Below are 12,011 nucleotides of genomic sequence, written 5' to 3'. Positions count from 1 at the left end.
CTTACTTCTCGACGGTCAACCCACTGGGCACGGCGTCGGGCACGCCTAACCGCCCTTTGAGCGCAGTTTCGTCGGACAAGGCCCCCAGAAAGGCCAAAAGATCCGCGATCTGATCGTCTGTCAGTTGTCGTACAGGCAGAGCGTTGGCCCGCGCGATGTCATCAACCTCACGACCCTGGGTCAGCAGAACAAAATCCGTTTCGAACGGCTCCGCCGGTAGAACTGCGTGGTCCGGCGTGTAGCTTTGCAAGCTTTGGACCGGATCCAGATGATGCCGGATCAACGCGTCCAGCGTCGCATAGGCCCCCGAATGCCCATAAGGCGCGGTCTGGGTCACGTTGCGCAGGGACGGCGTGCGAAAGGCAAACGCATCCTCGGACCTGCCCGTCACTCGCATCCGGCCAACGTCGCGGTTGTGGCGCTCAAAACGGGCGGCCTTGCCCGGTCCGATCTGCGGCATGGCAATGGCGTGGAACCCGTGATCGGTCTGGAACCATCCAGAATGGCAGGACGCGCAGCCCGCCTCGCCATAAAACAGCGTCATTCCGCGTAGTTCGTCAGTACTCAGGACGTCCTTTCCACGCAGATGCCGGTCAAACGGGCTGTCATCGGCGCGCCATTCAAACGCGATGAAGGCAGCGATCATGTTTGAGATGTCGGTGAATGCGATGGGGCGCTCCCCGATCACCTGATCGAACCGGTCGCGGTACTCCGGCAGCGCCTCGACACGGTTCGACAGGATATCCCAAGCGCCACCGGGTCCGGTCAGGAACCCTTGCCGCACGGCCTGTGCCACGTCGTTTTCCGAATAGTGTCCAGCCATCTCGTCGCCCGAAAGCACCGGGAACATCGTCTGGGCGCTCAGGACCGAAGCAAACCCATGCTCCATCTCGGTCCCAAGTGGCGTGCGGATGCCCGAGGGGCGGGTCTCATCGACCTCAAGCCGCCCGTCGTGAAAGAACGATGTGAACTCGGTCGCGCCCAGATTGAACAACGCGGGCGAGTTGCGGGGGATGCGCTGTTCGGGGCGGTTTTTCGCGTCGAACACCCGGTCCGGCCCCAGACCGACGCCGCCGTCCCCGATCCCAAGCGACACCCCATCAGATGTCGCAAAACGCGGGTGGTGGCAGGTGGCGCATGACACCGTGCGACTGCCACTGAGGACTGGATCGTAGAACAACAGATGCCCCAATTCGACCTCGGCCATGTCGAGCGGTGGAAACACGGGCTCGGCCAACGGGAGGCCGTCGGCCCATGCAGAGGTTCCCAAACAGAGGGCAATCAAATAGCGGATCATGCGACCTCCTCGTGGATCGAGACGGTCAGGCGTTGTCGATAAGACTGTTCAGGGGTTGCCAGGGACAGGGGAAACCCAGGCGTGTTGATTGCGTTGGGAAAGCCCTGCGGCTCAAGGCAAAACCCCGAGAACGGCGTGTGAGTCTGCCCCGCAAGCGGCTCGGCCACGCGCCGCAGGTGCTGGGCAGTGTAGAGTTGCAAACAGGTTTGATCCGTTTTCATGCGCAGATGCAATCCGCCTCCCCTGGCCTCGACCCGAGTGCCATCCAGTACAAAGTTCATGTCCAACCCTTTGCCCTCTGAAACCGCCTCGGACAGAGGTTTGGCATCACCAAAGTCAAACGGTTTGCCCAACAGCGGCTCGACCGTCCCCAGCGGTATCATTTGCTCATCCAACGGGGTGTAGGTCTTGGCGGGGATCTGAACCGTTGCTTGCCCAAAAGCGTAATAGGAATGCTGCGCCAAGTTGACAGGCGTGGGCCGGTCGCAGCGGGCCACCATATCATAGGTCAGCCGATGCCCCTGCAACGCGATTGTTACGGTCAACTCCAGCTGCCCCGGATAGCCCCCCTCGCCATCAGGTGACGTTGTCTGCAATTGCACCGCTCGGTTTCCGTCCGCTTCCATCGTCCAATTTTGGGTGTGCAAGCCACGCGTCCCGCCATGCAGATGGTGCGGTGGCTCGTTCGTGTCCAAGGCAAACCGCTCACCATTCAACTCGAACACAGCCCCCGAGGTCCGATTTGCCACGCGTCCCACAATGGCGCCCAGGTAGTACGGGTTGTGCACGTAGGACTGCGGATCACGGTAGCCCAGAACGGCGGACACCTGCTTGCCTCGAACCGGAACCAGCCAGTCCTGCGTTATGCATCCAAGCGACAGGATGGCGACCGAGACATCGCCATCGTTCAGGACGTGCCGCCGGATCTGCGTCATTCAGACGAACCGATTGACGTAGTTTTCCAAAATTTCCTGCCGACCCGAGCGTGGCTTGGGGTTGATCTGACCACTGAGCACATTGGCAAAGATGGTGTCGAAATCACTGTTCAGCATCTCTTGCGCAACGTTGCTGTCCCAGCCCGCGTAGCGATCCCGCAGCGCCGCATCCAGGCCCCCGTCATCGATCATCGCGGCGGCTGCTTTCAGGCCCCGCGCGCAGATGTCCATGCCCCCGACGTGGGCCGCGATCAGATCCTTGGCATCCAGCGATTGCCGCCGCAACTTGGCGTCAAAATTGGTACCGCCAGTGCCCAAGCCGCCCGCCCGCAGGATGTGATAATAGGTCAGTGCAACTTCGGGGACATTGTTGGGGAACTGGTCGGTGTCCCAGCCCGATTGATAATCGTTGCGGTTCATGTCGATCGAACCCAGCATCCCCTCGGCCGCGGCGACGGCGACCTCATGCTCAAACGAATGCCCTGCCAGGATCGCATGGCCCTGTTCCAGGTTCAGCTTCACCTCATCCTCAAGCCCGTATTTGCGCAAGAACCCAATGCAAGTGGCGGCGTCGAAGTCATACTGGTGCTTTGACGGCTCCTGCGGCTTGGGTTCGACCAGGATGGTGCCCTTGAACCCGATCTTGTGCTTGTACTCGACCACCATGTTCAGGAACCGGCCCATGTGATCCAGCTCGCGCCCCAGATCAGTGTTGAGCAGCGTCTCATACCCTTCGCGCCCGCCCCAGAGCACATAGTTCTCACCGCCCATCTTGTGGGTCGCATCCATGCAGGTTTTCACCGTGGCAGCGGAATAAGCAAAGACATCCGGGTCGGGGTTGGTCGAGGCGCCCGACATCCAGCGACGGTGGCTGAACATGTTGGCCGTACCCCACAAGAGCTGTGTATTGCGGCCCTCCATCTTGGCGAGGAAATAGTCGATGATCTCTTCGAAATTGCGCAAGGATTCGGCAAAATCGGCACCCTCGGGCCGGATGTCCGCATCGTGCCAGCAGAAATAGGGCTGGCCAAGGATGTCGAACATCTCGAATGCCGCATCGGCCTTGATTTTGGCGCGGCCCATTTCGTCTTGCGGGTGCCAGGGGCGTTCAAAGGTCTGCCCGCCAAAGGGGTCGCCACCTTCCCAAGCAAAGGAATGCCAATAAGCCACGGCAAAGCGCAGGTGATCCTCCATCCGTTTGCCCAGAACCACCTCGTCCGGGTTGTAATGGCGGAACGCCAGCTCGTCGGCGGTGTCGGGGCCCTGATATGTGATCGGGGCGATATCGGCAAAGAACTGTGTCATGGCATGGCTTTCAAAGCAGGATATGAAGATCGGAAGGCGGCATAAGCCTCGTCAAAGGCGGCGCTATGGTGTGTGTTCGGGTCGATGGTCTCGGCGATGTCTGGCTTGGTCATGATCTGCAACGGGTCGTCCCCGGTCACGCCGCACATCGCCAGCCGCGCGGCCCCAAGGGCGGCCCCAAATTCGCCCTGAGCGGGCAATTGCAATGGCACTCCCAGGATGGTGGCCAAAAGCTCGACCCAATAGCGTGATCCGGTGCCGCCGCCGATCGCCAGGAGCGCGGGCAGGTCTGCCCCGGTTCCGCGCAAGGCCTCAAAGCTGTCCCGCAAACCGAAGCTGACCCCCTCCAGAACAGCTTGGGTAAGTTCCGCCCTGTCTGTCGCGATATCAAGACCCACAAAAGCCCCCCGCACGGCGCTGTCATTATGCGGCGTACGCTCGCCTGACAGATACGGCAGGAAGCGCACGTTGGAGGGTAAGCGCAGGTCTGACAGTTCTGCGGTCAGATCTGCGGGCGAGGCTCCGGTGATCCCGGCCAGCCAATTCAGACTGTCCGTCGCAGCCAGCATCACGCCCATCTGATACCACCTGCCGGGCACCGCGTGGCAGAACGTATGCACCGCACTGCCCGGATCGGGGTGAAACCCGCTCCGCGCCGCCAGTATCACCCCAGACGTACCCAGTGAGACAAAGCCGTCTCCCTCACGCAATGCGCCAACACCACAAGCAGACGCAGCATTGTCACCGCCGCCCGCCACGACTTGCACATCGGCAGACAGGCCCAGCTCTTGTGCCAGATCCGGACGAAGGGTTCCGATAACATCCGTCCCTTCGATCACATCAGGCATCTGGTCGCGGCGCATGTTACCCGCTGCAAGGAGCCTGTCCGACCATCCGCGTGCACCCACGTCCAGCCAGCTTGTCCCGGCGCTGTCGGACATGTCGGACGCCGCGCGACCGGTAAGCCAGAAACTCAGGTAGTCCTTGGGCAGCAGCACTTTGGCGACTTTTGCAAAAACATCAGGCTCATGCTCGGCCACCCACATCAGCTTGGGCGCGGTGAAACCGGGGAACACGATATTGCCGGACAAGGCGCGGACATCTGCCATAACATCCAGAGCCGCCGCCTGCACGTGGCTGCGCGTGTCGTTCCACAAGATGCAAGGCCGCAAAACCGCCCCATCGGCATCCAGCAGGGTCGCACCATGCATCTGCCCGGACAGCCCAATCCCCTGCACCTGCGCCATCTCGGCCTGAGCCTTTGCATGCAGTTCCTGCAGGGCCTCGCGGCTGGCCGTGACCCAGTCTTGCGGGTTCTGTTCGCTCCATCCGGGCTGAGTATGCGATACCTGCAAGCCGCGATCGGCACTGGCAAGAACCGCGCCCTCACCATCAACCAAAAGGGCCCGAACCCCCGACGTTCCCAGATCCAATCCGATAAACATACGCCCTCCCCGCGCTGTTCACTTACTGTCTCCATATTTAATTCAAGTGTCAAATTAAAAAACTGAAACTCGATTTGCACCCAGCCCGGCACCCTGCGCGCTGCCTCAGATTGACCATATACCGGCCCTAATTCCTGCTGCTTGTGGGGCTAATTTTCGGCCAAGATCGAAAAGCAGCCCACCACCCAAAATTTGGTGCTAAAACCGCATCAGACAGCAACGACCCCGGAGACCCATTTTGCGGATCACGTTTCTTAGCCCACGCTCGAACCTGTCGGGCGGCCTGCGCGTGATCGCAACCTATGCTCAGATGCTTCGGGATCGAGGGCATCAGGTATCCATCGTCACGCCCGCAAAGCGAAAAGTCACGACCAAGACCTGGGTCAAATCCCTGCTGCAAGGCCGGGTGCCGGAAACGGACAGTGATACGGGTGGGCACTTCCAGAACCTCACTGTCCCGGTATGCGAGGCGCATTGTGATGATTTCCTGTTCAATGACAACGATGTACCGGACGCGGACGTCATCATCGCGACCTGGTGGGAAACGGCTTTTGCCGTAGCGGCAATGCCACCGGAAAAAGGCCGGAAGTGTTACCTGATCCAGGGGCACGAGGTGTTTGATCCGCTGCCTTGGCAGATCTCCAGAGCGACGTATTTGCTGCCGCTGCAACCCCTGGTGATCGCCAGTTGGTTAGAGGATGTTCTGCGCCAGGATTACAATCGGGATGACGCAATATTGGTACCGAACGGCACCGATTTGTCCCAATTCAACGCAGAGCCCAGGGACAAATCATCAATCCCCCACGTCGGTTTCCTGTATTCCACATCACCGATCAAAGGCACCAAAACCGTGCTTGCCGCGATCGAGCATCTGCTGCGCGACTTTCCCGATCTTCACGTCGTGGCCTTCGGGACCGAGGCCGTTTCAGATGATCTGCCCTTGCCGCCGAACAGCACATACCACCGGCAACCAGAACAGGACTTCATTCGCAATATCTATTCCGACTGCGATGTTTTCCTGGGCGGCAGCACGTCCGAGGGATTCTTCCTGCCTCTGCTTGAGGCAATGGCCTGTCGCACGCCAGTTGTCAGCACCAGAGTTGGCGCGGCGCCCGACCTGATTACCGACGGACAGACGGGATATGTTGTCGATGTTGGGGATGAAACCGCCTTGGCACAGGCCGCTGCGACGATCCTAAACCTGTCCAATGACGATTGGAAAAACATGTCCCAAGCTTGCGTCGAACTTGCGCAGAACAACGGTTGGGAACAGGCCTGCGACCGGATGGAACATGTCCTTGAGACGCTTGTGAACGGAGATCCGGCATGAGTGTCGATCTGGTACTGATCGGACGCAACGAAGGCGACCGGCTGAAACGGGCGCTGGATGCGGCCGTCGGGCAAGCGGATCGTATCGTCTATGTGGATTCCGGTTCCTCGGACGACAGCGTCGCTGCGGCCCGCGCAGCCGGGGCAAGGGTGGTTGAACTGGATATGTCCACCGCCTTCAGCGCAGCCCGTGCACGAAACGCCGGGTTTGCCCGGCTTGAACAGGACGGCGCGCCCGCATTTGTTCAGTTCATCGACGGCGACTGTGCCCTTGTGCCCGGCTGGGTCGAAGCGGCTGTGGCCCATATCAAAACCGATCCCAAGCTGGCTGTGGTCACAGGCTGGCGGTCAGAGATTCATCGCAACGCCAGTGTTTACAACCAGATGTGCGACCACGAATGGCATCGCCCTGCTGGTCCAATCACCGCCTGCGGCGGCGACATGCTCGTCCGGGCCGAAGCGTTTCGGCAGGTTGGCGGCTTTTCCCCGCATGTGGTCGCCGCCGAAGATGACGAGTTTTGCTTGCGTCTGGGTGCGGCGAACTGGCGGTTGGAACGCCTGCCGCTTGAGATGACCCGCCACGATGCCGCGATAACCCGGTTCGGCCAATGGTGGCGGCGCGCCGTGCGGGCCGGGCATGGCTTTGCGCAGGTGGGCGATCTGCATGACGGGTATTTTCACACCGAAAAACGCCGCGTGATGCTTTTTGGCCTGATCCTGCCGCTTGTTGCTGTGCTGGGATCCGCGTTGTCCCTTTGGCTGCCCATTCTGGTTCTTGGCCTTTATGCGGTGTCCCACGCGCGTACGATCAAGGGGTTGCAGGCCGAAGGGCTGCCCCGTGATGAGGCACGTAAACATGCCCTCTTTCTGACCCTGTCGAAATTCCCCAATCTGTTGGGAATGGCAAAGTACCACCTGAACCGGGTTCGAAATCGAACTCCGGAAATCATCGAGTATCAGTGAGCCGCACGTCATGACCCATTCCCCCATCCGCATCGGCCTGATCGGCGCCGGATATATCGCCACCTGGCACGCTGACGCAATCAAGGCCACACCAGGCGTTGCGTTGACTGCGATCTGTGACCGGGCCGCCGACGCCGCGCATGGTCTGGCCGATGCATATGGTGTGACGGGGTTTGCCGCGGTTGAGGATCTGATCGCGGCGGGCCTGTGCGATGCGGTTCACATCCTGACGCCACCGGACAGCCATCGCGATTTGGCAGTTCAATGCCTTGAGGCCGGGCTTCACGTGCTGGTCGAAAAGCCTGTGGCGCTGTCCGCCCGGCACACCCAAGCCATCGAAGACGCCGCGCAAAAGGCGGGGAAGCGTTTTCATGCCGGGCACAACTTCTTGGGCCTGCCGTCGTACGAGCGACTCAAGACCATGGCCCTGGCTGGCAAATTGGGGCGGATCTCCTCTGCCGAAGTGCGGTGGTGTTTCCCATTGCCGCCTTTGCGGTCCGGGCCGTTTGGCCTGTGGCTGATGCGCAAGCCGGAAAACCTGTTGCTTGAGATTGGTCCGCATTTGTTTGCTATGGTGCAGGATCTGTTTGGTGCGGCAGAGGTGCATGACCTTGGCCTGTCGCATCCCATTGCCATCCCTGGAAACGGTGAACGTCCACAGACCTGGCATATGCGCGCCAGCGTTGGTGATGTCGAACTGAGCCTGATGATCTCGCTTGTGGAGACAAGTGACGACCGATCTGTGACCCTGCGCGGCTCGACCGGGCGGGCCCGGCTGGATCTGGCGGCAGATACGCTGATTGTGGACACCGAGAATACCGCCGATCTGGTGGCCAATCCGCTTTGGCGGCAACTGTCACAAAGTGGCCAGCACCTGAAAGTCGGCTGTGTGAACGCCGCCCGGCAATTGACGTCACTGAACGCAAAATCACCTTATGGGCTGAGCTTTCGGGGCATGATGCGCGGCATCTATGACCCGCTGACACGCAACGCAGCGCCTGACGCGCGGTTCTCGGGCGCCTCCGCTGTTCAAGTGATGGGCGCACTGGATCAAGCTTTGGCGCTGATGCCTTCGGAAAAACGTGAGTTGCCCGCGCCGCCGCACTCCACCCGCGCACCGAAGCCAACGGTGATGGTAATCGGCGGCACCGGGTTCATTGGCCGCGCCCTGACCCGTCGCCTGGTCGATCTGGGCAAGGATGTGCGCGTGGTCAGCCGGGGCAGCACTGGCCCCTTTGCTGATCTGCCAGATCAGGTGGAAACCGTGGGTTTGTCGCTGGCCGATACCGAAGGGCTGGCCAAGGCGATGCAGGGGATGGACACGGTCTATAACCTTGCGCGTTCCGTCGACACCTCTTGGGAGGAGTGCCTGAAACACGACGTCGCTATTGCCGAAGGGATTGGTCAGGCCGCACTGGACGCGGGGGTCAATCGACTGATCTATACCGGCACCATCGCTTCGTATGACATGTCCGATCCGAATGTGCAGATTTCCGAGGACACCGGCTTTGCCGGAGACATGAGCGACCGCAACCTTTATGCCAGGTCCAAGGCCGAATGCGAGCGCCGCCTGTTGGCGATGCATCGCTCCAAGGGTCTGCCGCTGGTTATTGCCCGCCCCGGAATCGTCGTGGGGCACGGCGGGCCTTTGCAGCATTGGGGCATCGGGCGCTGGCACGGCGCGGGCGCTGTCAAGCTCTGGGGCAACGGGCGCAACATCCTGCCGTTTGTGCTGATCGACGACACCGTCGAAGCTTTGGTGAAGCTGGCCGAGGTCAACGGGATCGAGGGCGGTGATTTCAACCTGATTGGTGCACCGATGATGACCGGGCGCGACTATTTTGACGTCATCCATGACGCGATGGGGGCCCGGCTGCGGGTGGGATATGGCAATCTGACCGCGATGTTTGCCGCCGATTACGTCAAACATCAGCTCAAGCATCATGTGCTGCGACGGCACGGGCTGACGCGCCCTTCGCTGGCGGATTGGAAATCGCGCGCGCACCTCAGCCCGTTTGATAACGCCAAGGCCCGCCGTGTGCTGGGATGGGAGCCTGAGGCGAACCGCGCCGAATTCATTCGCAAGGCTATAACCCAGGCCAATCTGTTCGGGTTCTAATCCTGATTGCGCAGCCTGCGCGCCTGGATGATCTGACCCGGCAATATGGCCAGGCAGCGCGCATAGCGTGGAATCAGGCGCACCGGGTTCGACAGTGCACGCCAGACCCACTCCAACGCCAAGGCCCGCACCGGGCGCGGTGCGCGGGTCTGATGCCCACCCAGAAAATCCAGCCCTGCCCCGATTGAGGCAAAGCCGACCTTGGGGGCCAACTTGCGCCCCCGCAGCGCCAGCGTTTCCTGTTTCGGCGCGCCAAGCGCCAGGAAACACAGCTGAACGTCTGCCTCATCCAATTGCGACAAGACCGCAGCGGCGCCATCTCCGTTTGGATCGAACCCCAACGGTGGCGCGTGACATAAGACAACCTGCAGACCGGGTGTTTCCTCCTCGAGCGCACGCTTGGCGTCATTTAGGGCCACCTCGGTGCTGCCGACAAGCGCCACCTTGACCCCACATTCTGCTGCCAATTTGGCCAACGGACGCACCATATCGGAGCCAGGCAACAGCTCGACCCTGCGCCCTGCCAGCCGCGACAACCAGACAATGGGGCGGCCATCAGCGATGATCATGTCCTGAGCCGCGTACACACGAGCAAATGACGGATCATCGCCAAGTTTCACCAGGTGATCCAAGTTGATCGTCGCCAGCGAGAACCCCTGCCCCGCCCGAAAATGGTCGCAGATTGCCGCAAACAAACTGTCGCGGTCGGGATAATTCACACGCAAAACCTGATCCGAAAAGGTGAACTGCACCTGATGCTCCTGTCGTTTGCCAACTGATTAACGAGCCTGCGCCCGATGCGCCAGTTCTGCCTGCCCGCGACCCGGTTTCACTGAAAAACCGTGCCATTGTCGCCATGACCTTGCCCCAATCCCGCGCTATGTCACGACAGTACCTGCCCAAGCTGCTATGCTGCGCGGACCAACGATTGGAAACGGTAAACATCCTGAATGCCCAATGCGTTTGCATATCTGATGCTGATGACATGGCCGCTTGTCTGCGTGGCCCTGTTTCGGCGTATGCCCGTCGAGCGCGCCATCATCTGGAGCATTCTGGGCGGTTACCTGATCCTGCCCCCGGTCGCCGAATTCGACCTGCCGCTGATCCCGTCGATGAACAAGGATTCCATTGCTGCGGTAAGTGCCACAGTGGGCTGTATTTTCATCGCTCGAAAGCGCGTGTCTTTCTGGCCCAAATCCTGGTCCATGCAGGTTTTGCTCGCCGTGTTCATGCTGGTGGTGATCCCAACCGTGCTGACCAACCGCGAACCAATGATATTCGAGGTTCTGGCCAGCAGCCAGCCGATCCGATTCATCACGGGCTATCTACCCGGAATGGGTCTGCGTGACCTGCTGTCGGTGACAATCAACCAAGTAATTGTGCTTTTGCCCTTCTTTCTGGCGATGACCTATTTGTCGTCCGAAAACGGCCTGCGCGAGATCATTCTGGCCCTTGCCGTGGCGGGTTTGGTGTATTCTGTACCTGCACTGATCGAAACAATCATCAGCCCGCTCATCAACATTTACGTCTATGGGTTCTTCCAGCATGATTTCCGCCAAATGATCCGCGAGGGCGGCTTCCGCCCGATCGTCTTCCTGCCGCACGGATTGTGGCTGGCCTTTTTCTTTGTCACGGCATTGCTATCAGTCGCCGCATTGGCTCGTGTCTCAAGGGACAAGGCACGTCTCTATTGGGGTGGGGCGACGCTCTATATGCTGCTGGTGCTGAATGCATGCAAAAGTCTGGCGTCGCTCAGCTATGGTCTGGTGCTGACGCCAGTGATGCTGTTCGTGGGTGCGCGGACCAAGATCATGCTGGCTCTTGTGCTGGCCTCTATCGCAATCACCTATCCGATGTTGCGCAACTTTGGCGTCGTGCCGTTGGACGCGATCGTGGCGCAAGCCGAAGAGATCAACCCCGCGCGTGCGCAATCGTTGGGATACCGGTTTGACAACGAAGAGCAGATGCTGGACCGGGCGCATGAAAAGCCGTGGTTTGGATGGGGCGGATGGGGTCGCAATCTGGTGCGTCACCCTGAAACAGCCGAGATCCTGACCGTTCCGGATGGAAGCTGGATCATTGTTTTTGGGACCTTTGGCTGGGTCGGCTACCTTGCGCAGATGGGCTTGCTGGCTGGCCCGATCCTGCTGCTGTTTTCCTATTCCAGGCGAACCCCGGTTTCTGAGTTTTCCCCCTATGTGGCGCCAATTACGATCATTCTGGCCGCAACCATGATGGACATGCTCTTGAATGCCACCCTGACGCCTTTTACGTGGCTTTGTGCAGGGGCGGTTCTGGGTTATGCTGAACGTCTGAGGTTCCCCACCAAAGCGCCTGAGGAGAAGCTGCTTTTTGGCGAGGGACCCGTCATCGGGAGATCGGTTATTCCCCCGGAAAAGCGCAGTCTGTTGTGACCGAGTTTTCCCCTGCTTCAAGGTCTTCATTGATCACATATTGTTCGCAATATCGCCACAATATTCACTGATCAAGGGAACTGTTCTGCTGTTATCGGGCGTCGTGCGATACACTTGAAATGCTTTGTGGCACGTTATCAGTGCGATAGGCTCTTGGCGGGAGAATAGATAAAATTGAATGCTTTCGGCCTGTAAGTGCCTGGG

The 12,011-nt window shown here is 60.0% G+C and carries 9 protein-coding genes; 4 read left to right on the top strand and 5 right to left on the bottom strand.

Going from position 1 to position 12,011, the window contains the following annotated elements; translation table 11 throughout:
• Position 1: 1 nt before the first annotated feature.
• The 4 genes from TRM7615_RS08170 to xylB are packed head-to-tail and all read right to left on the bottom strand — an operon-like array spanning position 2 to position 4,982.
• On the bottom strand, positions 2-1,294 hold the full coding sequence (locus TRM7615_RS08170) for a cytochrome-c peroxidase (protein WP_370739789.1): 1,293 nt from the start codon (positions 1,292-1,294) through the stop codon (positions 2-4).
• Positions 1,294-2,232: an aldose epimerase family protein gene (locus tag TRM7615_RS08165; protein ID WP_108786402.1), complete on the bottom strand. Its 939-nt coding sequence runs from the start codon at positions 2,230-2,232 to the stop codon at positions 1,294-1,296. Before TRM7615_RS08165 ends, TRM7615_RS08170 begins: the two co-directional genes overlap by 1 nt.
• The gene (gene xylA, locus TRM7615_RS08160; protein WP_108786401.1) at positions 2,233-3,537 is read right to left on the bottom strand and encodes a xylose isomerase; all 1,305 of its coding nucleotides are present in this window, start codon (positions 3,535-3,537) and stop codon (positions 2,233-2,235) included. It abuts the gene before it with no gap.
• Positions 3,534-4,982, bottom strand: a complete 1,449-nt coding sequence (gene xylB, locus TRM7615_RS08155) for a xylulokinase (RefSeq protein WP_108786400.1) — start codon at positions 4,980-4,982, stop codon at positions 3,534-3,536. The genes xylA and xylB overlap by 4 nt, the downstream gene beginning before the upstream one ends.
• Positions 4,983-5,220: 238 nt before the next feature.
• On the opposite strand from xylB, the gene TRM7615_RS08150 reads away from it, so the two are divergent.
• From TRM7615_RS08150 to TRM7615_RS08140, 3 genes are read left to right on the top strand one after another with little or no spacing between them, the layout of a single operon-like run.
• The gene (locus TRM7615_RS08150) at positions 5,221-6,312 is read left to right on the top strand and encodes a glycosyltransferase family 4 protein (protein ID WP_108786399.1); all 1,092 of its coding nucleotides are present in this window, start codon (positions 5,221-5,223) and stop codon (positions 6,310-6,312) included.
• Positions 6,309-7,274: a glycosyltransferase family 2 protein gene (locus TRM7615_RS08145; protein WP_108786398.1), complete on the top strand. Its 966-nt coding sequence runs from the start codon at positions 6,309-6,311 to the stop codon at positions 7,272-7,274. Before TRM7615_RS08150 ends, TRM7615_RS08145 begins: the two co-directional genes overlap by 4 nt.
• Before the next feature lie 10 nt (positions 7,275-7,284).
• The gene (locus tag TRM7615_RS08140) at positions 7,285-9,393 is read left to right on the top strand and encodes an NAD-dependent epimerase/dehydratase family protein (RefSeq protein WP_108786397.1); all 2,109 of its coding nucleotides are present in this window, start codon (positions 7,285-7,287) and stop codon (positions 9,391-9,393) included.
• Here TRM7615_RS08140 and TRM7615_RS08135 read toward each other — a convergent pair.
• Positions 9,390-10,145, bottom strand: coding sequence for a WecB/TagA/CpsF family glycosyltransferase (locus TRM7615_RS08135; protein ID WP_108786396.1), 756 nt, complete (start codon positions 10,143-10,145; stop codon positions 9,390-9,392). The genes TRM7615_RS08140 and TRM7615_RS08135 overlap by 4 nt on opposite strands.
• A gap of 198 nt (positions 10,146-10,343) precedes the next feature.
• On the opposite strand from TRM7615_RS08135, the gene TRM7615_RS08130 reads away from it, so the two are divergent.
• A complete protein-coding gene (locus TRM7615_RS08130; RefSeq protein WP_108786395.1) occupies positions 10,344-11,807 on the top strand; it encodes an O-antigen ligase family protein in 1,464 nt (487 codons plus the stop codon).
• Positions 11,808-12,011: the final 204 nt, after the last annotated feature.

Source organism: Falsiruegeria mediterranea M17 (assembly GCF_900302455.1).
GTDB lineage: Bacteria > Pseudomonadota > Alphaproteobacteria > Rhodobacterales > Rhodobacteraceae > Falsiruegeria > Falsiruegeria mediterranea.
Note: the sequence above shows the minus strand (reverse complement) of the source record. Positions and strands in the feature narration are given on the sequence as shown.

Coding starts and splice junctions, on each gene's coding strand:
- TRM7615_RS08165 (WP_108786402.1), bottom strand. CDS start 2,232: ATGACGCAGATCCGGCGGCACGTCCTGAACGATGGCGATGTCTCGGTC.
- xylA (WP_108786401.1), bottom strand. CDS start 3,537: ATGACACAGTTCTTTGCCGATATCGCCCCGATCACATATCAGGGCCCC.
- xylB (WP_108786400.1), bottom strand. CDS start 4,982: ATGTTTATCGGATTGGATCTGGGAACGTCGGGGGTTCGGGCCCTTTTG.
- TRM7615_RS08145 (WP_108786398.1), top strand. CDS start 6,309: ATGAGTGTCGATCTGGTACTGATCGGACGCAACGAAGGCGACCGGCTG.
- TRM7615_RS08140 (WP_108786397.1), top strand. CDS start 7,285: ATGACCCATTCCCCCATCCGCATCGGCCTGATCGGCGCCGGATATATC.
- TRM7615_RS08130 (WP_108786395.1), top strand. CDS start 10,344: ATGCCCAATGCGTTTGCATATCTGATGCTGATGACATGGCCGCTTGTC.